Genomic DNA, 22,668 nt, shown 5'->3' on the forward strand with positions numbered 1-22,668 from the left:
TCACATTAAGCGCGGTCTCAAGACCTTGAATTTGTATTGCCCTTAAGATTAAATACAACTTAAGCATTCAATTTGTAAATATTGGGTACTCATTTAAAAGGGAAAAGGGAAGCAAACATGGCGTGGCTTATTAGAAAAAAAGCAATAATAGACAACTATAAAGTTGAAGTCGCAAAACCCAGTAATGCTGACATCAGAATATATTGCTACTCTTCTAGCGGGCAAAAAAAGGCGGTGATGGCTTTTTTTAATGAAGAAAATTACGATAGTTCAAAGGATAATATTGTAATCTACCAAGAGCAGGATGGTAACCATACAGCATTACTCGGCTATCCCATGAATATGTTTCAAAATATTCGGCTCTTCTCCGCTTTGTTGAGTAGAAAAAGATGCCGACCGCCAAGTAACCTGTTGATATGTATGGTTTCTGATAACTTTACATAGAGCAGGTATATGACAATCAACATCTCGCAGCATATTTTAGGCCTCAAAGGGCAACGTGTAAATGAAATTAAACTGGATGACGGCGGTGTTAAGATTGTCATTCACTGCAGCCGAGACGCGCGTAGGAGGGCTATAGACCCTGCTACAGGCCAGAAGGGAAGCATCAACCAGCATGTCCGCCGACAAGTAAACGACATCCCCCTTTTTGGGTATCCTTGTGTGGTCGAGATTGAGCTGGCGCAGGTTTATATTAACAAGGGCGAACGCCGCATTGAGGGGTGTGATTTTGTTGATAAAGGGTGCCGTTTCACTCACCGATTTTGCCGACTGATCAGTGGATTATGTCGGCATATGTCTATTCAAGCGGTTTCCAGACATTTGGATATACGATGGGAAACGGTCAAGAATATCGACAGGGCATACCTTATTGAAACTCTCCCTACGCTTGATCCTGCAGAGCTAACTGGCTTGGAATATATTGGTGTAGATGAAGTTGCCCGGGCGAAAGGTCATGACTACATGACGGTGGTCTACGATATGGTTGGCGGTCATCTGATCTGGGTTGAAGCAGGCCGAACTGCCGAGGTTTTTTCAAGGTTTTTGAAACAACTGCAACCAGATACAGCCTGCAAAATAAAGGCCGTAGCGATGGATATGGGGCCTGCCTACCAAAAGGCTGTCAGAGAGTCCTTGCCGTTGGCCGACATAGTATTTGACCGTTTCCACGTCATGAAAAACTACAGCAAAGCTATCCATAATCAGCGTCGACTTGAGTTCAGAAAGGCCGATCCAAGTGGTAAAGAGTTGATGAAAGGGACACATTATCTGTTGCTCAAAAATGCGGATAAGTTGAGTGAAAAACAAAGTGACAAGCTGCAAAGGTTGCTGGAGAGCAATAGCAACCTGAATGCACTTTACGTCTTGAAAGAACAGCTTCAGCTGCTGTGGAGTGCCGCTTCATTTGAGGCGATGGCGGAGCAACTGGAACGTTGGTGCCTGATAGCAGATCAGTCACAGATGCTCTATCTAAAAAAGTTCGCGAAATCCCTACGGAAACATTGTGTGGGCATCTGCAACTACGCCAAACACAAGCTCACAAGCGCCAGGATAGAGGCTGGTAATGTCAGTATAGGAATGATCCGTAAGCGAGCCAGAGGCATCAAGGATACCGAATACTTCAAACTCAAAATTAGACAATCATCCATTCCAGATAATCAATCTATGCTCTATTTGAAATCCTAAATCTACTCAACAAAGCGGAGAAGTGCCAAATATTCATCATATTTTACAAACCGAAAAGCCTCTTACCTTGTCCATCCGACAACAAGTCGGAGGAGAACCTAGTGTAACTTTTGGAACGGTTATTGAAGAAGTTGGTGAGGAAGAAAGTTAAACATAATTGGGGATCGTGTAATTTAAATCTTACTGCGACTAGGATTAGATTTGTTTAAGTGTAATTAAAGTACATGTATGGAAGAAAATTCCCGCCATGTAGTAATACATCGTATCTGAAGGGTTTTTGCCATTATAAAAAAATGGCGGTGTATTGAACCCCTTTGGGTTCGAATCCTCTACACTCACCATTGTATTGCAACAAATAATCGTCCTGAAAACAATAGAAAGCAAGTTTTATGTTGCAACACCTTGTGTGGGTTTGATTTCCGCTCTTGGTATGACTTCAATTACAGTGGCGAAAGTACCGTACTAATCGTGCGTTCGAATCCCTGTTTGGGATTCATTGGAAACGGATTACACTGCTTTTACGCGAACAATCTCTACAGGGATGTTTTCGTCAATCATCCATGAAAGCCAATTCAGCTGGGATTCCCTGACTTGCTCCCGAACCTTCTTGACCTCGACCATTTTCAGTTCGTCATCGTTCCAGATGATGAAGTCTGATACGCCGGAGCGGTTTTCGTTCGGGTTTTGAGCAATCCTGTAAACAATTTTGGCGAAGATTTCAGGATCAATTTTTTGGAGGAAATCCTGCACAATTTTAGACTTTGCATATGCCAACATATCCTGATCGCCATTATAAATAAGGCGAGTCCAAGTTCCTTCAGATCTATTGATTTGTTGGTTTATGAATTCAGAAAGATTAATCGACTTAATCTGCTCATAACGGCTATCTATGACTTTCTGCCTGTTAAGATAAAAGTCATCGCCTCTAAAAAGGTCATGCGGGATATCTTGTCCCTGTGACGGTTCTCCCATTCCTTCAAATACTTCATCCCAGAATGTTAGGCAGAACATAGCTTGCCAAAAAGACACCTCTGCACGCATCACATGCCAGCCTTGTTGTTCAGCGTGATCTTTAAAAGCGGACTCGGTTGAGCACGCTTCGCCCTTTGAATCAAGAAATGCCAGTTTACCTTTTTGCCCAGATTTAGAGACTTCAATTTCTTGGGTGATGGCTTTGTGATCGAATGCCGCTTTTTCTTCTGGTGGCTCTATGGCTACGCCATCAATATATCCGATCTTAACGCCAGTATTTTGTAGCCATTGAAGTTTCTCGGTATTTCCATCTGCTTCATATATTGAACTCAAAACATCATATGAGTTTAGCCTTGGCACCATATAGTTTTTAAGTTTCTTGACTCGGTCAAAGCTGATGGTCGCAAGTTTCTTCTCTTTCAAGCCGGGATTGTCATAGAAGTCCATCTGCTGTGCAGTGGTAAATAGATCGTGCTCATGAAATGATTTCAAGAAATCTTCATAGAGATCAATGTCCTTTAGACACCAGCCAATAAGCTCATCTTTGAAGGATGGGTTGAATTTATAACGTCGGTCCAAATATTCAATTATGCTCAGAATAACGAAATGCTTATCAGAAGCGGTCTTTACAGTGTCGTATGCTTTAACTTGAGATTCAAAATTCTCCCGGGCTATATTTTGCGAGTTCCACAATTCAAACATTCGTTCAATGTCAGATGATAATTTCTCAGCATTGGATGAATTCGGAAACGTGCCTTTGAATGCTGTCATGAGGATCAGTAGACCGTTAAAATACTCTTCAGCCTTCCAGTTAGATTGAAGCTTTTGTAATCCAGCAAAGTTTTTCCACTCATGCTCTGGGTTCTGCAGTTGCAATTGTGCATGTTGATAAGACAACTGTATGGCTACGGCCTTTGATTTCAGGTCATCTCTTTGCTTGTAAAAACGATTGATTTCTTTTCTGAGTGCTGTTTCTAGCTTGATTAAGTCGTCTGGAAGATTGAGGGATTTTACCGAAACCTCTATCTCGCTTAAGGATTGACCATGATTTTCATGGAATGCGGCTAGGGTCGATAATGTGTCTGCCAGCGCTGTTTCATTGTCTGGCGCAGGCTTGAATGACTTCTTGAGCGTCTTTAATGAACTTGCCTTTTGCTTTTTTGCCTCTTCCCAGCCGCTGTTATCAACATGCATTGAAACAGTTAGTGCAGGTGCAGATTGTTTCTTCTTATTGTAGCGGTAGATTACCCATAGAATAATACCGCCGATGATTACATACCACATCAGCAAACCTCTCTGTTTTTATTCGCATACTCATCCAGCCAGCAGAATGTATTGACCAGTTTCATCTGCTCCACAGTGCCGCATGGGATTTCCAGCAGTTTGGGATTGGCGACCACCACCGCCAGACACTGTGCACGAGAGATGGCAACATTCAAACGGTTCTTGCTGTAGAGAAACTCAATATTGCGCGGCAGGTCTTCGGCGCTTGATGTCACCATGGAAATCAGCACGATGGGCGCTTCTTGTCCTTGGAACTTATCAACGGTGCCGACCTTGGCATTATCTGGAAGGATGGAGCGCAAGTAATTGACCTGCACATTGTATGGCGTGACCACCAAAATATCGTCCTCGGTTATCGGGCGTGTTGTGCCATCACGGTCTGTAAATTCTTGGCCGAGCAAGGCATCATATTTGGCTTTGATGATTTCGCCTTCCTCGATGCTCTTTTGCGAACAGCCTTCATGCGCTGCAGGGATCATGACAATCCCTTCATTGGGCAGATTAACGCCTTGAAGATTCAGGCTGCGCTCGGCGGTGCTTTCATGGGCTGTCAGGCGGCCATCATAAAATGCATCAGATATAAACTGGCAGATGCTCGGGCGCATGCGGCGTGTCTGACCAAGGAAGATGCCGCGCTCTGCTGGGATGGTGGAATGATCGCCCAGCAAGAACTCCAGCACTGATAGTCCTGCTTCTCCCGGGTGGGTACCTTGAATAGGTTGCCCAAGCTGCATCTGATCGCCGATCAGAATGATGTTCTTGGTCGCCGTGGCCATAGCGACCACATTGGCCGTGGCAACTTGCCCGGCCTCATCAATGAACAGGTAATCCAGCTGACCATCAAAATGCGGGCTGGCAAATGTCCATGCGGTGCCAGCGAATAGATCAGCGCCAAGACTCATATTCTCGGTCTTGGTTTCTGAGCGGATGAATTGCCCGTCAAAGATGGTTTCCGCGTTCCCGCCGCTGGCTTTTTTGATGCCGTGGAAGTTCCCGCCTTTTTCAGCGGCAACGCTCTCCACTTTTTCAAGCAAGTTATGAATGGCTTTATGGGAGTTGGAGGTTACTCCAATTTTCTTGCCGCGCTTGATTAGGTCCACAATGATATGGCTGCTGGTATAGGTTTTACCTGCGCCCGGAGGGCCTTGGATAAAGAGATAGCTGTTTTTTAGCGCGGCAATGGCTTCCAGTGCATCGCCTTGCAGATCATCAGATGTGATGACTGCTTCGCCCGGCTGCTTGCCCTCAATGCGCGGAACATTACGTGCCAACAGTTCGGTTGCGGCATGGGTGCCATCCGGTGCTTCCAACACATGGTCGGCATAGCGATAAATAGCAGAGCGGATGATCTTACTATCAATCGGTCCCGGCGGGCCAATAGACAGGCTTTCCGGTAATGGGTCTTTGCTGGCCCCGCGCTTGATTTTGACGATGCAGGCATCCTCATCAATCTCAACAATCGTGCCTGCATTTTCCATGACGGCGATGTCAACTGCCTGTGCGCCAACCTTCAGCTTGTATTCTTGTGATGGGAAGCGGTAGCTGTAAATCAGAGAGCGCTTTTCAGGCTCGGGACTGCCAACTTGCTGCAGGCCACCAAGGCACTCCGTATCGTCAATCAGCTCATCTTCAAACTTATTCTGCCTTTCAAAGCTGCTCCACCATTGTGGTTTGGCTTCCCGGTTATGAAACTCCAGCAGATGTGAAAGCCGCTCATTGATCGGTGGTGGATTGTCCTCGATGACACCAAGGCGGGTTTGGTAATCCTCATATTCGATTTCCCAATCCTTTCGCTGTAGCTCTTCTTCCTCGGCATATTCAGGCAGGCCCTTAAACCACGGCGCATCTTCTGGCTTAAGCGTCAGCAGCCAATCGCGCAGCAAATGTGTGGAGACACAATCTACCTCGTTATAATCAGAAATCTCCTGCAGCAATTCATTCGCGCCCGTTTCGCGCCACTCATTGTAAACGATGATGCTATCGGCTGCGGTTGCCACCGCATTGGCTCGCTTGTCCATATAGAAGGCTTCCATGTTCTTAATGGAATAGCCGGGTTCAGAGGTGCGGATGCTCTCACGCACCACCAGATACAGATCAATGAATTTCTGATTGCGGAGCAGATTATCCAACTGCTCCTCACACACAGCATAACGGCAAGCCAAGCGTTTCAGGGCTGTGGTTTCATAATGGTTGTAGTGATAAATATGGGCATGTGGGTGTTCAGCCAGATGCTCAGCCAAAAAGCCCATAAAGCGTTTGAAGGTCTCTTTTTCTTCTTCGTGATCATGCGCCCAGAACGGAAGGAACAACTCCTTACCATCTTTGAAATAATACACCCCAAACAGATATTCCAAGCCATTTGGATAAAGCGGATCGCCTTCCATATCAAAGAACAGGTCACCGTCATCCGGCACAGGCATTCGGGTGAATCCCTTGCCCGGCGGGAATGAAATGATCTCGCATTTATTCTCACCCGTGGTGGCTTTGTGATGTTGCAAAACGGCTTGTGAGCGCAAACGCAAAAACACATCACAGCTCAGATCAGGAATTTTTGTGTCGGGCGTTGTGGCGGCAAGCTCCGCAACGGTACGGATGCCAGCTTTACGTAGCTTGTCCATTTGTGAGCGCTGAATGTTAGCCACAAGGCTTAAATGGTCATCTTGTTCCCACTGCGCTTTGCAGCCCTCGCGCCATGGACAGAAATTGCAATGGCCACAAGGTTCAGGATATGAATTCATAGGCAGGCTTTGCAGATAGGTTTAAAAGCGGCCTTTAGCGCGGGTGTAGTAATAAAAGAAGTCAGCCACGCGAAAGCTGTGTTTTTCATGGTCGCCCAGAAACAGATGCATATCAGCCGGGCGCAGCCCCTGAAGGTCAGTCAGCAGCTCAGAATAGACACAAAGCTGCATGATATGCTTGGGCTCAGCTGTTCGTGCCAGTTTGGTGTCCAGCACCTCATAGCTAAAATCACCCAAGTCGGACGGTGTATCGCACTTGATCAGAAAATCAGCATCACCCCGCCAAGGAGGCGCAAAGAACACGGCCTGATAAATCACATCCGCACCGGACTGCATGGCCTCCAGTGTGAGCTGGGCGCGATCTTGCAGATTGCGGTCTTTAGGGATTTCGACAACAGACTTACCTTCGTCTTTGAGCTGTTGAAGGTAAGCCGCCTCATGCTCCAAGCCTTTTTGCTGCAGCAGCTGACCTGTGGTGCTGGCCTCAGCCTTATCCATATCCTCGCTCAAAGCCTTCACATCAAGAAAGCTCGCATGGTGACACCCCAAAAAGGTGACCAAGTCCGATGGGGAGTAGAGAATCTGATCGTTACCGTATTGCTGCATATTTATTTTTTACAAAAACGCCATTACTGTATTTTTATAGTTGACACGCAGAACATTCCGCGATACATTGATTTTAACAGTAATCGAATTACAGAGTTTTGTCGAGATGATTTTGAAGTTAAAAGATATAGCAACGGTTTCCTCGGGAGTGACGTTTCGCACACGTATTGAGGCATCCAAGGGCGGCGATGTTAGGGTCATTCAAATGAAAGACCTTGGTGACGACAACTTCGTGCACCTGAGCGAAAGCATTCACATCGACCACACCAAGCCTAAGCCGAATCAGCTTGCCAAGCTAGGGGATATTATTTTCCGCTCTCGCGGTCAGACAAACACTGCTGCGCTACTGGATGAGGACGTGGAGAACACAATCGTGGCTGCTCCATTATTCCGTGTGCGACCAGATATAAAAAAGGTTGTGCCAGAGTTTTTGCTTTGGTGGATCAACCAGCCTTCTTCACAGTCTTACCTTGCGTCTAGATCAAAAGGCACCATGGTTAAAATGGTTAGCAAGCAGGGCTTGGAAGATTTGGAAGTCAATCTGCCTTCATTAGAACAGCAAAAAAAAGTGGCGGAGTTTTTCAGTCTCTCCATGCGAGAGCAGCAACTCTTAGAGGAGATTAAAAATCGCAAAGCGATCTACACCCAAGGAATTTTGATGCAGATGGCATCAGAATCTCGCCAAACCGCGAGTAATAAAAAACCCGGCTTCGATGCGGCAACATCTACTCCGGGTCAAACTCAGTCAAGAGCAAGGAATTAATACTATGACACGAGGAAAAAATCAACATGTAGTGAAGCACCCGGACGGATGGGCCGTTAAGGGCGCAGGTAATAGCAAGGCAACGAAGGTCACCGATACGCAGAAAGAAGCGATTAAACGGGCCGAGCAAATTGCCCGCAACCAACAATCAGATACCAAGGTCCATGGCCGTGACGGCAAAATTAGAGCCGGAAACAGCTATGGCAACGACCCATACCCACCGAAAGATACGAAATAAGCACAAGGAGCACAAAAATGACGAATGAAGCAATTAAACAACAAGACGTAAATAACGCTGCATGGGCTGCTTGTGACACCTTTCGTGGCGTAATGGATGCAGCAGGTTACAAGGATTATATCCTTGTGATGCTGTTCCTGAAATACATCTCTGATGTATGGAAAGATCATTATGAAGAATACCGTAAACAATATGGCGACGATGATGTGCGTATCCGCCGTAAACTAGAGCGTGAGAGATTTATCCTGCCAAAGGGATCAAGCTATTACGATCTTTACGATCAGCGTAACGAATCAAACATCGGCGAAATTATCAATATTGCATTAGACTCAATAGAAACGGCCAATAAAGGAAAACTGGAAGGGGTGTTTCGCAATATTGATTTTAACTCCGAAGCCAATTTGGGGCAAACCAAAGACCGTAACCGCCGCCTAAAAATGCTGTTGGAGGATTTCAATAAGCCCCAGCTTGATATGCGTCCAAGCCGTATTTCAGAAGATGTTATTGGCAATGTTTACATTTATCTGATTGAGCGCTTTGCCTCTGATGCAGGTAAAAAAGCGGGAGAGTTCTACACGCCGCATAAAGTTTCAAAATTGGTCGCGCAGCTTTGCAAACCAAAAGTAGGTGCGCGTATTTGTGATCCAGCCTGTGGTTCGGGTGGACTTTTAATCGAAGCGGCCAAAGCTGTCGGTGACCGTAACTACTCCATCTATGGTATGGAGGTGAATGGGAGCACTTGGGCTTTATGCCGTATGAACATGTTTTTGCATGGCACTGACTCCGCCCGTATTGAATGGTGTAATACGCTGACATCGCCAACATTGGTCGAAAATGACCGCCTGATGAAGTTCGATAACATCGTCGCCAACCCACCATTCTCGCTTGATAAGTGGGGTGCCAATGAAGCAGAAGCTGATACCTATAACCGCTTTTGGCGCGGTGTACCGCCGAAATCAAAAGGCGACTATGCCTTTATCAGTCACATGATTGAGGCCGCAGTTGAAAAAGAAGGCCGTATCTCTGTGGTGGTTCCTCATGGGGTATTATTCCGTGGCGCTGCTGAGGGACGCATCCGCGAAAAACTCATCAAAGATAATCTTCTGGATGCCGTGATTGGTCTGCCGGGTAACTTGTTCCCGAGCACATCCATCCCCGTTGCTATTTTAATTTTTGACCGCTCTCGTGAAAAAGGTGGTGCCAATGAAGACAGAAAAGATGTGCTGTTTATTGATGCCAGTCAAGATTATCAGCCGGGCAAAAACCAAAACGCCCTGCTTGATGAACATATGGAGAAAATCCTAAACGCCTATGAGGCGCGTGAAGAAGCCCCTAAATACGCACATTTAGCAAGCTATGATGAACTGAAAGAAAATGACTTCAACCTGAATATCCCACGCTATGTCGATACCTTCGAAGAGGAAGCGGAAATCGACATTGAGGTCGTTCAGCAAGAAATCGATACACTTGAAGGTGAATTGGCAGAAGTGCGCGGCAAAATGGCGAACCTTCTAAAGGAGGTAGCAGCATGAGCAACGGTGAATTAATCATCTACCAGACAGAAGATGGACTTGCTGAGATTAATTTGCGAGCCATTGAAGGTACGGTTTGGCTTACTCAGAACGAAATGTCTGAACTCTTTGATACAACAAAGCAGAATGTCAGCCTTCACTTGAAAAATGTATTTGAAGACAATGAGTTAATGGAGAATTCAGTTGTCAAGGAATCCTTGACAACTGCCGCAGACGGTAAGCAGTACCAAACAAAAATGTACAATCTGGAAGCTATTTTGGCTGTTGGATTCCGTGTCCGCTCACCTCGAGGCTCGCAATTCCGTCGTTGGGCCAACACTGTTTTGAAGGAGTATCTGGTCAAAGGCTTCGCCATGGATGATGAGCGCCTGAAGCAAGCTGACAAATGGGATTACTTTGATGAGTGGCTTGCTCGTATCCGTGACATCCGAGCATCTGAAAAACGCTTCTATCAAAAAGTAAAAGACCTTTACGCCACGGCGGTTGATTACGATAAATCCTCCGAACAGGCGCAACTCTTTTTCAAAAAAGTTCAAAATAAAATGCTTTGGGCTGTAACGGGTAAAACCGCTGCTGAATTGATTGCTGATCGAAGTGATCCCGGAAAAGCCAATATGGGTCTAACTTCTTTCAAAGGGTCTATTGTCAGAAAGGGCGATATTGGCACTGCCAAAAACTACCTACAGCAGGATGAAATTGACGAACTTAATCGCATTGTCACTATGTATCTGGACTACGCAGAAGATCAGGCACAAAAACGTAAAACCATCAGCATGAATGACTGGGCCGATAAATTGGATGCGTTTCTTGAGTTTAACGAACGAGACCTGCTGACTCACGCCGGAAAACTCAAAATGGAAGTGGCTCAAAAGCTTGCAGCAGAGCGTTACGATGAATTTGATACCAAGAGAAAAGAAGCAGAAGCCATTGCCGCTGATGAAGAGGATATCAAGGAGTTAGAAACCCTCGAAAAGAAACTGACTAAACGTGGGGGTGAGGATGAGTAACTTAAATCTCCCAACTGGTTGGACAACAACTACGCTCGGCACGTTTATGGATTTCAAAAATGGGGTCAATGCCGATAAGAGCGCATATGGTAAGGGTATTAAATTTGTCAATGTAATGGATATTTTCCGCAAAAACTGTCTGTGCAGCGATGATGTCGTCGGCTCCGTAGAAATTACTGATAAGCAATTAAACGAATATTCGGTTGTTCGAGGTGATATTTTATTCAACAGGACGTCAGAAACTCCGGAAGAGATCGCGTTCTCCTCTGTATATTTAGGTGAAGAAAAGATTACATTTGGGGGATTTGTTATTCGTGGAAGACAAATAAAACAATTGTTGCTGCCAGAGTTTGCAAAGTATTGCTTTAAAACCGACACGATCAGAAAAGAAATGATCCGCCGCAGCCAAGGGGCTGTTAGAGCCAATATCGGTCAAAAAGATTTATCAAAAGTTCCAATTGTTGTCCCTCCTAAAACAGACCAGCAAATGATTGTTTCAATGCTGGATGAATGGGGACATATGATCGAAAAAACCGAAGCGTTGATTGATGCCAAAGAGCGCCAGTTCGGGTGGTTGGTTACGAGGTTAATTAATAGATCTGGGCATAAGAAGAAGCTTCTTTCCGATTTTGTCGAGGAAGTTTCGAAGCGAAACCGGGATAATGAAATTGACCGCGTGTTGAGTGTCACCAATCACAGTGGGTTTGTGTTGCCAGAAGATCAATTTGAACGCCGTGTAGCGAGTGCGAATGTAACCAATTACAAAATCGTGAAGCAAGGCCAGTATGCCTATAACCCATCACGTATCAATGTGGGTTCTATTGCACGATTAGATGATTGGGACGACGGAATATTAAGCCCGATGTACACAGTGTTTAAGCTGGATCACAAAATGGCAGATAGTGATTATTTCTTGCACTGGCTCTCTTCTAGTGAGGCAAAACAGCGGATTAAAAAGAGTGCACAAGGCAGCGTGCGTGAGACAGTTAGTTTCGGTGATCTAGGGGCAATCCCAATTTGCCTACCTGAACTTTCTGTTCAGCAAAACATTGCAAACACGCTCAATACAGCCAAAGAAGAAATCAACCTACTCAAAAAGCTAGCCGATCAATATCGCACGCAAAAACGTGGGTTGATGCAAAAGCTGTTGTCTGGCGAATGGCATATCAAAAATAAGGAGGCCGCGTAATGTCGGGGAGTAATATACAAGGCTTTCGTTTTAACGAAGAATATTTGTCGCAAATTCCTGCTCTGCAGGAGCTGATCGCGCTTGGGTATGAGTATCTCTCACCAGAACAAGCTTTGGCGATGCGCGGTGGTAAAAACAGCAATGTGCTGCTGGAAAGCGTGCTGCGTGAGCAACTGAAGAAATTCAACAGCATCCACTACAAGGGTAAGGATTATCATTTTTCCGAAGCCAATATTCAGGAAGCCATCCAGAAGATCAAAAACGTCAAATATGACGGGCTGCAAAAAACCAACGAGGTTATCTATGACCTGATCACCCTTGGCACAGCGCTGGAGCAAACGGTCGAGGGCAACAGCAAAAGCTTTAACCTGAATTACATCGACTGGAAAACACCGTCTAACAATGTGTTTCATGTTGTGCCGGAATTCGCGGTGGAACGTAACCGCAGCGTGGAAACAGCCAGACCAGACATTGTTCTATTCGTCAACGGTATTCCTTTGGCCGTGATTGAATGTAAATCCCCCAAGGTGGAGGTTGAACAAGCCGTTTCGCAAAACATCCGCAATCAAGGTGATGAATACATCCCAAAACTGTTCACCTATGTGCAATTGGTGATGGGCGTGAACAAAAATGCGGCCCAATATGCGACCGCAGGTACACCTGCCAAATTCTGGGGCGTGTGGAATGAGTTGGAAGACAAAGAAGACAAGATCACCAAAATCATCAATACGCCTTTGAGCGATGATAAGAAGAACGCGTTATTCTCAGGTGAATTTGCTCCTGCGCGTGGATTTTTTGATGCGCTGGAAAATGAAGGCGAGCGCATGCTCACCGAGCAGGATAAAGCGCTTTATAGCCTCTGTCGTCCAGAACGGCTGCTAGAGCTGACCTATCGCTTTACGCTGTTTGATGGGGGAATTAAGAAGATTGCTCGTTACCAACAGTTCTTTGTGATCCGCTCTACCGTTGCGCGTATTAAACGCCGCGACCGCGAAGGCATCAGAACGGGCGGTGTCATTTGGCATACGCAAGGCTCTGGTAAATCTCTGACCATGGTGATGCTAACACGCGCACTTGCCTTGGATACAGAGGTTGTGAATCCGCGTATTCTGCTGGTCACCGACCGTGATGATCTGGACAAGCAGCTGGGCAATACGTTTGCTGCCTGTGGCCTTTCCAAAGAACGTGCCACATCTGGCCGTAACCTTGTGAAACACCTGAAAGAAAAAGTCGGCATTATCACCACGCTCATTCACAAGTTTGATAAAGGTTGGGCATCGGAAAAATATGTCGATGAATCCTCGGATATTTTTGTGCTGGTGGATGAAAGCCACCGTACAAACTTTGGCTCGCTTGCCGCCAGAATGCGCCAGATGCTTCCTAACTCATGTTACTTGGGTTTTACAGGTACGCCGCTGCTTAAAAAAGAAAAGAATAACTTCTCAAAATTTGGCGGTTTGATTGAACCCCATTACTCCATCAAACAAGCAGTGAAAGACAAGGCTGTATTGCCATTGCTGTATGAAGGCCGTCATGTGGAAATGGTACAGAATCAGGCTGCTATCGACCTTTGGTTTGACCGCCACACATCAGATCTGAATAAAGACCAGCAGGCTGATCTGAAAAAGAAATATGCCCGCGCTGAAATGCTGAATAAGTCTGATCAGGTTATTTATATGCGTGCCTTCGACGTGAGTGAGCATTACCGCGCCAACTGGCAAGGTACAGGCTTTAAAGCCCAGCTTGTTGCCCCAAGCAAAGCGGCGGCGCTTAAATATCATGAGCACCTGAAAGATATTGGGTTCGTCACATCGGAAGTGATTATTTCGCCACCGGATACTCGTGAAGGCCATGAGGAAGTCGATGAAGGGCCAACCGATGAGGTTGGCAAGTTTTGGGATAAAATGATGAAGCGCTTTGGTTCCGAGGAGGAATATACCAAGCAGGTCATTAATCAGTTCAAATACGGTGAAGAGCCGGAAATTCTGATTGTTGTTGATAAACTTCTGACCGGATTTGATGCCCCCAAAAACACGGTTCTCTACCTTTGCCGCACCCTGCGTGAACATACCCTGTTGCAGGCCATTGCTCGTGTGAACCGCTTACACGAAGGTAAAGACTTTGGGTATATCGTTGACTATGCCAGTGTCCTTGGTGAGCTGGATAAAGCACTAACCATGTATGATGCGTTTGAAGGCTTCGACGAAGAAGACCTTTTGGGCACGCTGACTTCGGTTAATGAAGAAGTGCAAATGCTTCCGCAACGTTATTCGGATTTATGGGACGTTTTCCGAGAGGTGAAAAACAAGCATGATGAGGAATCTTTTGAGGTTCTTTTGGCAGATGATGAGTTGCGTGAAGACTTTTACGAGAGACTTGCAGAATATAGCAAAACTCTTGGGATTGCGCTTTCAACTGATAAATTCATCATGGAAACGGATGAAGCCAAGTTGCGAACTTATAAGGCTGATCTGAAACGATTCCAGAACCTGAAAAAATCAGTAAAACTGCGCTATGCGGAGGCCATCGATTACCGTGATTACGAGCCAAAAATCAAAAAGCTGCTCGATACACATATTCAGGCCAATGAGGTTATTCAGCTGAATGCGCCTGTCGATATTTTTGACGATCAGAATTTTGATGCTGTCAAAAAAGGCCAGGGCATTCACTCTGGTAAATCAACAGCTGCCAAAGCTGACACCATCGCGCATGCAACGAAAAAAGTTATCAATGAAAAGATGGATGAAGACCCTGCGTTTTATGAGAAGTTTTCAAAACTGATCCAGCAGGCCATCGATGATTTTAAGGCACGCCGTATCTCTGATCTCGATTACCTTAACAAGGTTAGCGATATTCGTGACTCGGTCGTTTCAAAGAAGCATGATGATGTACCTGATAGCATCAACGGCAATGATGAAGCCTGTGCTTACTACGGTGTAATCAAGCCATACTTCATGAAATATGAGGCAGAGACACAAGAGATTGAGTCTGTATCCGCAGAAACATCTCTGGCCATTCAGCGCATCATTGAAGATCACTGGAAGGTTGATTTCTGGACCGATGATGATGCCCAAAAATCTGCCATTAATGACATAGATGACTTCCTTTATGACGAGGTCAAAGACAAGTTTGATATGGCATTAAGCTTGGAGCAGATGGATGAGATTATTGAAAAAACGATGCAGATAGCCAAAAGCAGGAGGCATGCATAATGAAAAGTATTGCCTGCACCATCAGCTACGGCAAAACAGAAATTGACTACGAGCTTTTGATGATGAACCGTAAATCGCTAGAAATTGCGGTCCATCCTGACAAAAGTGTCGTGGTCAAAGCTCCGAAAACTTCAACGCTTGAGGCTGTTGAAGAAAAAATCAAGAAAAGAGCCCGATGGATAAAGCGCCAAATTGCTTATTTCAACCAGTTTGACCCAAGAACACCTGACAGAAAGTATGTTGGCGGTGAAAGTCATCTTTATCTTGGTCGAAAGTACAGATTAAAAATAGAGCTCTCTGACAAAGACAAGGTGCTTTTGAAAAATGGATATTTTTGTATCGAGGCAACTTCCAGCAAACCAGATCACATAGAAAAGCTTATGGATTCTTGGTATAGAAGACGGGCTAAGATGTATCTATCCAGAATTTTTGATGATTGCTGGGAAAATTTCAAAAAAGGTGATCTAAAAAAACCAAATTTGAAACTACAAAGAATGGATAAACGCTGGGGAAGCTTATCAGAAAAAGGTCAGCTCACGCTTAATGTAAACCTTATTCAAACGCCCAAAGAATGTATTGAATACGTTGTTATTCATGAGCTTTGCCATCTCATCCACCACAATCACGGTACTGAGTTTTATAAACTGCTCGACCGCACGTTGCCTGACTGGATGAAGCGTAAACACAAACTTGAAATGGCTTTAATCTAAAAAGTATATAAGCCAGCTTCTGCAGTTCGTCGACGAACAAGCCCTTTAAGCTTACGGCCACCAGCCCAGACCCAGCGCATGAATTGTTCTGGTACTTCGCCATGTTCCTCGCGGTTGATTTTACGGCGCAGTGTGGAACGCTGGAGCGCACCACCGCCCAGATTATAGGTGAATGACACCAGCGCATCAAACTGGCCGTCTGTCAGCGGTACATTGATTAAGCGCAGGACGGCACGCTCTGCAATCTGAGCATCTTGCCGCAAAAGCTCCTCAGCCTGTGCTTCATCAATACCCGATGAAAAGTCCTCATCATCTTTGACAACGTGACCATAGCCAATGGTGGGATAACCAGCCGGACAAAAATAAACGGTCCGAGAGAAGCCCTCGAACCGTTTGATCAGGTCCAATCCGTTTTGTGTGATGTGTCTCATTTTTCTCCTCTTTTCTTGTGAAATTGGTAAATCTTGGTAATATCTGTGAGTACGAAAATGAAAGAGAATGAATAATGGCGCTAAACTTGGCGAACACTGTCGCTGAATTTTTACAGCAGAACCCAGAGCAAAAATTTACCGCTCGGGAAATTGCCAATTGGATATTTGAAACCTATCCAGATGAATGCCGCCAAAAACAAAAGCGCTCAACAGCTACCGTTAATCCGCTCGACAATGAAACAGCATTGCTGCAGCAAATCGTTGCTGAAATTGGTTCACAACGTCCACGACTGCAGAAGCGCCATCCCGAAGTTAAAACCACAGAAGGCCGCCCTCGAAAGTACTATTTCACTGAATCAACTGACAGTGCTGAGATTGACCATGCTGAGAGTCATGAGCCTTCACCCGCCACAAAAGCGAACGGATCTGTAGTAAAAGAACATGACCTTTACCCCATCCTGTCAGAGTTTCTCTGGTCAGAGCTTGAGCTTTACAGCAAAAGAATTGATGAAAAGCGATCCCGCAATTCCAGAGGCGCAGGTGGTAATAAGTGGCTTTACCCTGATCTTGTCGGCATGGAAGACCTCAGTTGCGATTGGCACCGTGAAATAAAAGACTGCGTGCAGCAATATGCTGATAAGAAAACTAAACTATGGTCGTTTGAGGTTAAGATATTAATCAATCGCTCAAACGTACGCGAAGTCTTTTTCCAAGCCGTAAGCAACTCTTCATGGGCAAACTTCGGCTATTTAGTTGCCAGCGAAATCGAAGGTGCTGATACCTTGAAAGAGCTTAGGATGCTTGCCAGCCTTCATGGCATTGGCTTTATTCGACTGGACGCTGAAAACCCATCTGAAAGCCAAATCATTATTCCTGCCAAGGAACGCACCGAAATTGATTGGGATACGGCGAACAGGTTGACGGAAGAAAACAAAGACTTCTTGCAATATATCAAGTTAATCCGTCAGTTTTATCAAACAGGCGAGATACGTCAGTCTGACTGGGACATGAATACAGAGCAGGATTAATCCTTTTCCAGTGTTCCTATAACTTTGAGGTTCTTGCTGCCATATTCAAAAACACCATGCCATTGCTCTTGCCCAAGGACTTCTTTGCGCTCAATCATCAGCGTAAAGCGGTCGATGCCGTATTGTTTGGCAGTGGCGTAATCTTCCAGCGTGTACCAAGCTTTACGGGCCAGCGTGGTGGCCATTTTCTTGACTGTGTACTCAAAGGCATTTAGCAGCGCTTCCAGCTCTGCGTCGGTGCATTTTTCGTTTTGGATGTCTTCAATCATGGCCTTGTAAAATAGTTTGCTCATAGTGTTATCTCCTTGTTTTCAATTGCTTTTTACACTTACAGTAACGCTTCATTCCGAGCGCTTATCAAGTGAATAAGATCATGTTTTTCAAGGGTTTGAGCGGAATTTGGCTAAGGCGCGCTGCCCAAACCAGAAGGACATAACCGCTGCAAATAATGCCTGCGTTTCGCCATCCCACACGGCAATCAGTCCGTCGGTAATACCGACACCCTGATCCAGTAGCTTGAACAGGCTCTTCTCCGCTTTGTTGAGTAGATTTAGGATTTCAAATAGAGCATAGATTGATTATCTGGAATGGATGATTGTCTAATTTTGAGTTTGAAGTATTCGGTATCCTTGATGCCTCTGGCTCGCTTACGGATCATTCCTATACTGACATTACCAGCCTCTATCCTGGCGCTTGTGAGCTTGTGTTTGGCGTAGTTGCAGATGCCCACACAATGTTTCCGTAGGGATTTCGCGAACTTTTTTAGATAGAGCATCTGTGACTGATCTGCTATCAGGCACCAACGTTCCAGTTGCTCCGCCATCGCCTCAAATGAAGCGGCACTCCACAGCAGCTGAAGCTGTTCTTTCAAGACGTAAAGTGCATTCAGGTTGCTATTGCTCTCCAGCAACCTTTGCAGCTTGTCACTTTGTTTTTCACTCAACTTATCCGCATTTTTGAGCAACAGATAATGCGTCCCTTTCATCAACTCTTTACCACTTGGATCGGCCTTTCTGAACTCAAGTCGACGCTGATTATGGATAGCTTTGCTGTAGTTTTTCATGACGTGGAAACGGTCAAATACTATGTCGGCCAACGGCAAGGACTCTCTGACAGCCTTTTGGTAGGCAGGCCCCATATCCATCGCTACGGCCTTTATTTTGCAGGCTGTATCTGGTTGCAGTTGTTTCAAAAACCTTGAAAAAACCTCGGCAGTTCGGCCTGCTTCAACCCAGATCAGATGACCGCCAACCATATCGTAGACCACCGTCATGTAGTCATGACCTTTCGCCCGGGCAACTTCATCTACACCAATATATTCCAAGCCAGTTAGCTCTGCAGGATCAAGCGTAGGGAGAGTTTCAATAAGGTATGCCCTGTCGATATTCTTGACCGTTTCCCATCGTATATCCAAATGTCTGGAAACCGCTTGAATAGACATATGCCGACATAATCCACTGATCAGTCGGCAAAATCGGTGAGTGAAACGGCACCCTTTATCAACAAAATCACACCCCTCAATGCGGCGTTCGCCCTTGTTAATATAAACCTGCGCCAGCTCAATCTCGACCACACAAGGATACCCAAAAAGGGGGATGTCGTTTACTTGTCGGCGGACATGCTGGTTGATGCTTCCCTTCTGGCCTGTAGCAGGGTCTATAGCCCTCCTACGCGCGTCTCGGCTGCAGTGAATGACAATCTTAACACCGCCGTCATCCAGTTTAATTTCATTTACACGTTGCCCTTTGAGGCCTAAAATATGCTGCGAGATGTTGATTGTCATATACCTGCTCTATGTAAAGTTATCAGAAACCATACATATCAACAGGTTACTTGGCGGTCGGCATCTTTTTCTACTCAACAAAGCGGAGAAGAGCCCTTGAGGCACTTCTCCGCTTTGTTGAGTAGATTTAGGATTTCAAATAGAGCATAGATTGATTATCTGGAATGGATGATTGTCTAATTTTGAGTTTGAAGTATTCGGTATCCTTGATGCCTCTGGCTCGCTTACGGATCATTCCTATACTGACATTACCAGCCTCTATCCTGGCGCTTGTGAGCTTGTGTTTGGCGTAGTTGCAGATGCCCACACAATGTTTCCGTAGGGATTTCGCGAACTTTTTTAGATAGAGCATCTGTGACTGATCTGCTATCAGGCACCAACGTTCCAGTTGCTCCGCCATCGCCTCAAATGAAGCGGCACTCCACAGCAGCTGAAGCTGTTCTTTCAAGACGTAAAGTGCATTCAGGTTGCTATTGCTCTCCAGCAACCTTTGCAGCTTGTCACTTTGTTTTTCACTCAACTTATCCGCATTTTTGAGCAACAGATAATGTGTCCCTTTCATCAACTCTTTACCACTTGGATCGGCCTTTCTGAACTCAAGTCGACGCTGATTATGGATAGTTTTGCTGTAGTTTTTCATGACGTGGAAACGGTCAAATACTATGTCGGCCAACGGCAAGGACTCTCTGACAGCCTTTTGGTAGGCAGGCCCCATATCCATCGCTACGGCCTTTATTTTGCAGGCTGTATCTGGTTGCAGTTGTTTCAAAAACCTTGAAAAAACCTCGGCAGTTCGGCCTGCTTCAACCCAGATCAGATGACCGCCAACCATATCGTAGACCACCGTCATGTAGTCATGACCTTTCGCCCGGGCAACTTCATCTACACCAATATATTCCAAGCCAGTTAGCTCTGCAGGATCAAGCGTAGGGAGAGTTTCAATAAGGTATGCCCTGTCGATATTCTTGACCGTTTCCCATCGTATATCCAAATGTCTGGAAACCGCTTGAATAGACATATGCCGACATAATCCACTGATCAGTCGGCAAAATCGGTGAGTGAAACGGCACCCTTTATCAACAAAATCACACCCCTCAATGCGGCGTTCGCCCTTGTTAATATAAACCTGCGCCAGCTCAATCTCGACCACACAAGGATACCCAAAAAGGGGGATGTCGTTTACTTGTCGGCGGACATGCTGGTTGATGCTTCCCTTCTGGCCTGTAGCAGGGTCTATAGCCCTCCTACGCGCGTCTCGGCTGCAGTGAATGACAATCTTAACACCGCCGTCATCCAGTTTAATTTCATTTACACGTTGCCCTTTGAGGCCTAAAATATGCTGCGAGATGTTGATTGTCATATACCTGCTCTATGTAAAGTTATCAGAAACCATACATATCAACAGGTTACTTGGCGGTCGGCATCTTTTTCTACTCAACAAAGCGGAGAAGAGCCAATTCTTCATCCCATCCGGCATTCTCGGCGATTTTGTTATCGGCAATCACCAAGGCGCGGCGCTGGTTTTCTGTCAGGTGATCCAGCTTGATGGTTGGAACGGTTTGCAGGCCCAGCTTTTTCGCAGCCATCACACGGCCATGGCCCGCGATGATGATGTTATCGCCGCCAACCAAAACAGGGTTCACAAAACCAAATTCAGCAATCGATCCTGCAATCTGCGCCACTTGTGACTCACTATGTGTGCGTGCGTTGCGGGCATAGGGAACCAGCTGCTCCAGCGCTATTTGCTGAACATTCAAATCCATTGTTAAACCTTTTTATGTGTTAGTGGTGTGCGAACCCGGGTGCGAACTGCGAACCTCTTTTGCAGCCCTGACGCTAGCGAAATACTGCGCCCAGCCCGCCCGCATACGTTCCAGCCACAGGAAGGACCCGTGGCTTGGTATGTGAGAGGAGCATCGGTAAATGAGCGGTGTGAGGAAACAAAAAAGCCGCAATCAGATTGATGGCGGCTCGCTTGAATTCTTGACGGCTGCCTGTGCGTACACTGCTGCCGATTATGGTTCTTATAGTAGCCAAAAATGTTGCAAGTGTCGAATACTAAAGTGTTGCAACACTTTACTTCTGTCCTGCGTTCAAGCGAGCAGCAATTTTTGCCAGCGCAATATTCCACTTGCGCCATGCTGTGCTGCGATCACAGCCCAGCTCCCAGCAAATTGTTTTCCATCGTCTGCGTGCGGCGCGATGCCAGATCAAGCGACGCTCCGGGGCATCAACCCATGTGATCCAGCGTAGTGTTTGCTCCATGCGTGAGATCGCATCAGGCGTTGCACGTAAGCGAAGCGGCATGGGTTCACCTGCCGCAATCTCTTCCGGAGTGCGGACAATCTCGGGCCACGCATTAAAATAGCCTTGCGCCCGCACAGGCGGTAGCTTTTTCAAAGTTGAAATGGATTCTTCAAATTGACCTGCCACGTCCTTTTCTGTCCAGTTATGCTCCATAAGCACCTCCGTTGTTGTTGATGATTTCGTTTAAAATTGCTGCATACCCGGCAACGTCGAGAATGCTGTCCTGATGCCCGGGGCTGCTGTTCAGTCGCGCCAGTTTCTGATCAATCAAACAAGTGATGACCTGTTCAGCACTCACACCCACGCCCAACGTCAGTGACCAGCGTTTGGCTACGTTTTCGAATAGCGGCTGGGGTGATCCGTAGCTTTCACCACGCTCTGCCAGTGTCCGTGTCGCTTCCTCCAAAAGTCGGTTGGCATGTCTCATGACTGGCCTCCGATCATCTGCTCACGGGCAAAATGCAGGAGAGCCAGCGCATCGGCTTCGTTGTCATCTTCGGGCAGATGGCCGAGGGCTTTGACAGCTGCGATAACAGCTGCCTTACCAGCATTGCCTTTGCCAGTGATGAACTTCTTGATCGTGCCGACCGGAACGCCTTCGTAAGGGATGCTGTGCTCCTCACACCATGCGGTGAGTGAAGCTAGAAAGCCGCCGTAGGCATGGGCAGCGTCCACGCCAAGATGCCTGCGGACTTCTTCGAAATAGACCGCGTTAATCTCGCCCGACACATCGCGGGTTTCATTCAGCCAGCGCTCAAAGCGCAGATAACGCATGCCGCCACCCTCAAAACGACGGGGACGAAAATGCGCTGTGCCGCTCATGATGCGTCCATGTTTGTTGGACAGCGCCCATCCGGTGGCTGTGCCCAGATCGAGACTGAGCAAAATGGGTTGATTGGTTTTTTCCATGGAGACCTCCTGTTTGGTTGTTGGGAAAGATGAAATGAGCACGCACAACACCCTCGACCGGGGAGAGTTGCCCCCATAGGGGCACTCTCTCCCGTAGGGAGAGGGAGTCTTTTTCCTAAACACTTCCAAACTGGCTAAGCCTTGAAATAAAAGGCTTTCCGTCCAGTTTGGGCAGTTTGGAACGAAACTGGATGACCAAAACTGGAATTTGGCCCGAAACTGCACTGAAACCGTTGATATGGCTGGCGTTTTCCAGTTTTGGCAGATTTGCTG

At 46.3% G+C, this 22,668-nt stretch carries 19 protein-coding genes and 1 pseudogene; 9 read left to right on the forward strand and 11 right to left on the reverse strand.

Annotated elements, in window-relative coordinates:
- Positions 1-453: 453 nt before the first annotated feature.
- Positions 454-1,686, forward strand: a complete 1,233-nt coding sequence (locus ACOGW3_RS20385) for an ISL3 family transposase (protein ID WP_419901077.1) — start codon at positions 454-456, stop codon at positions 1,684-1,686.
- Positions 1,687-2,193: 507 nt separating this feature from the next.
- Here ACOGW3_RS20385 and ACOGW3_RS20390 read toward each other — a convergent pair.
- The 3 genes from ACOGW3_RS20390 to ACOGW3_RS20400 are packed head-to-tail and all read right to left on the reverse strand — an operon-like array spanning position 2,194 to position 7,286.
- On the reverse strand, positions 2,194-3,942 hold the full coding sequence (locus tag ACOGW3_RS20390; protein WP_419904631.1) for a VRR-NUC domain-containing protein: 1,749 nt from the start codon (positions 3,940-3,942) through the stop codon (positions 2,194-2,196).
- Positions 3,942-6,680 (reverse strand): TM0106 family RecB-like putative nuclease, encoded by a 2,739-nt coding sequence (locus ACOGW3_RS20395; protein WP_419904632.1) that lies wholly within the window; start codon positions 6,678-6,680, stop codon positions 3,942-3,944. The genes ACOGW3_RS20390 and ACOGW3_RS20395 overlap by 1 nt, the downstream gene beginning before the upstream one ends.
- Positions 6,681-6,701: 21 nt before the next feature.
- A complete protein-coding gene (locus ACOGW3_RS20400) occupies positions 6,702-7,286 on the reverse strand; it encodes a hypothetical protein (protein ID WP_419904633.1) in 585 nt (194 codons plus the stop codon).
- Between the two features lie 106 nt (positions 7,287-7,392).
- On the opposite strand from ACOGW3_RS20400, the gene ACOGW3_RS20405 reads away from it, so the two are divergent.
- The 7 genes from ACOGW3_RS20405 to ACOGW3_RS20435 are packed head-to-tail and all read left to right on the forward strand — an operon-like array spanning position 7,393 to position 15,937.
- Positions 7,393-8,049 carry a restriction endonuclease subunit S gene (locus ACOGW3_RS20405; RefSeq protein WP_419904634.1) on the forward strand — a complete coding sequence of 219 codons (657 nt, stop codon included), beginning with the start codon at positions 7,393-7,395 and terminating at the stop codon, positions 8,047-8,049.
- 4 nt (positions 8,050-8,053) lie between these two features.
- The gene (locus tag ACOGW3_RS20410) at positions 8,054-8,287 is read left to right on the forward strand and encodes a DUF2188 domain-containing protein (RefSeq protein ID WP_419904635.1); all 234 of its coding nucleotides are present in this window, start codon (positions 8,054-8,056) and stop codon (positions 8,285-8,287) included.
- Positions 8,288-8,304: 17 nt separating this feature from the next.
- Complete coding sequence (locus ACOGW3_RS20415) at positions 8,305-9,819, forward strand: type I restriction-modification system subunit M (protein ID WP_419904636.1); 1,515 nt, start codon at positions 8,305-8,307, stop codon at positions 9,817-9,819.
- Positions 9,816-10,826 carry a virulence RhuM family protein gene (locus ACOGW3_RS20420; protein ID WP_419904637.1) on the forward strand — a complete coding sequence of 337 codons (1,011 nt, stop codon included), beginning with the start codon at positions 9,816-9,818 and terminating at the stop codon, positions 10,824-10,826. The genes ACOGW3_RS20415 and ACOGW3_RS20420 overlap by 4 nt, the downstream gene beginning before the upstream one ends.
- Entirely contained in the window at positions 10,819-12,015 is a 1,197-nt protein-coding gene (locus tag ACOGW3_RS20425) for a restriction endonuclease subunit S (RefSeq protein ID WP_419904638.1), read from the forward strand. The genes ACOGW3_RS20420 and ACOGW3_RS20425 overlap by 8 nt, the downstream gene beginning before the upstream one ends.
- On the forward strand, positions 12,015-15,227 hold the full coding sequence (locus ACOGW3_RS20430; RefSeq protein WP_419904639.1) for a type I restriction endonuclease subunit R: 3,213 nt from the start codon (positions 12,015-12,017) through the stop codon (positions 15,225-15,227). Before ACOGW3_RS20425 ends, ACOGW3_RS20430 begins: the two co-directional genes overlap by 1 nt.
- A complete protein-coding gene (locus tag ACOGW3_RS20435) occupies positions 15,227-15,937 on the forward strand; it encodes a M48 family metallopeptidase (RefSeq protein ID WP_419904640.1) in 711 nt (236 codons plus the stop codon). The genes ACOGW3_RS20430 and ACOGW3_RS20435 overlap by 1 nt, the downstream gene beginning before the upstream one ends.
- On the opposite strand, the gene ACOGW3_RS20440 is transcribed toward ACOGW3_RS20435, so the two are convergent.
- Complete coding sequence (locus ACOGW3_RS20440; RefSeq protein ID WP_419904641.1) at positions 15,934-16,368, reverse strand: lysozyme; 435 nt, start codon at positions 16,366-16,368, stop codon at positions 15,934-15,936. The genes ACOGW3_RS20435 and ACOGW3_RS20440 overlap by 4 nt on opposite strands.
- Positions 16,369-16,442: 74 nt before the next feature.
- Between ACOGW3_RS20440 and ACOGW3_RS20445 the strand changes: the two genes are divergently transcribed.
- The gene (locus ACOGW3_RS20445) at positions 16,443-17,396 is read left to right on the forward strand and encodes a COG2958 family protein (protein WP_419904642.1); all 954 of its coding nucleotides are present in this window, start codon (positions 16,443-16,445) and stop codon (positions 17,394-17,396) included.
- Here the strand turns inward: ACOGW3_RS20445 and ACOGW3_RS20450 are convergent.
- From ACOGW3_RS20450 to ACOGW3_RS20480, 7 genes and pseudogenes are all read right to left on the reverse strand, one after another.
- Complete coding sequence (locus ACOGW3_RS20450) at positions 17,393-17,689, reverse strand: hypothetical protein (RefSeq protein ID WP_419904643.1); 297 nt, start codon at positions 17,687-17,689, stop codon at positions 17,393-17,395. The genes ACOGW3_RS20445 and ACOGW3_RS20450 overlap by 4 nt on opposite strands.
- A gap of 257 nt (positions 17,690-17,946) precedes the next feature.
- Entirely contained in the window at positions 17,947-19,179 is a 1,233-nt protein-coding gene (locus tag ACOGW3_RS20455; protein WP_419901077.1) for an ISL3 family transposase, read from the reverse strand.
- A 127-nt stretch (positions 19,180-19,306) separates the two neighbouring features.
- Positions 19,307-20,539: an ISL3 family transposase gene (locus ACOGW3_RS20460; RefSeq protein ID WP_419904321.1), complete on the reverse strand. Its 1,233-nt coding sequence runs from the start codon at positions 20,537-20,539 to the stop codon at positions 19,307-19,309.
- Between the two features lie 94 nt (positions 20,540-20,633).
- Positions 20,634-20,942, reverse strand: a pseudogene (locus tag ACOGW3_RS20465) (ParB/Srx family N-terminal domain-containing protein); the annotation flags it as partial.
- Between the two features lie 313 nt (positions 20,943-21,255).
- Positions 21,256-21,639, reverse strand: coding sequence for a DUF6362 family protein (locus ACOGW3_RS20470; RefSeq protein WP_419904644.1), 384 nt, complete (start codon positions 21,637-21,639; stop codon positions 21,256-21,258).
- On the reverse strand, positions 21,629-21,913 hold the full coding sequence (locus ACOGW3_RS20475) for a DUF6378 domain-containing protein (protein ID WP_419904645.1): 285 nt from the start codon (positions 21,911-21,913) through the stop codon (positions 21,629-21,631). Before ACOGW3_RS20475 ends, ACOGW3_RS20470 begins: the two co-directional genes overlap by 11 nt.
- Entirely contained in the window at positions 21,910-22,395 is a 486-nt protein-coding gene (locus tag ACOGW3_RS20480) for a hypothetical protein (protein ID WP_419905966.1), read from the reverse strand. The genes ACOGW3_RS20475 and ACOGW3_RS20480 overlap by 4 nt, the downstream gene beginning before the upstream one ends.
- Positions 22,396-22,668 lie beyond the last annotated feature (273 nt).

The sequence above is a fragment of the Kiloniella sp. genome (assembly GCF_965205715.1).
GTDB lineage: Bacteria > Pseudomonadota > Alphaproteobacteria > Kiloniellales > Kiloniellaceae > Kiloniella.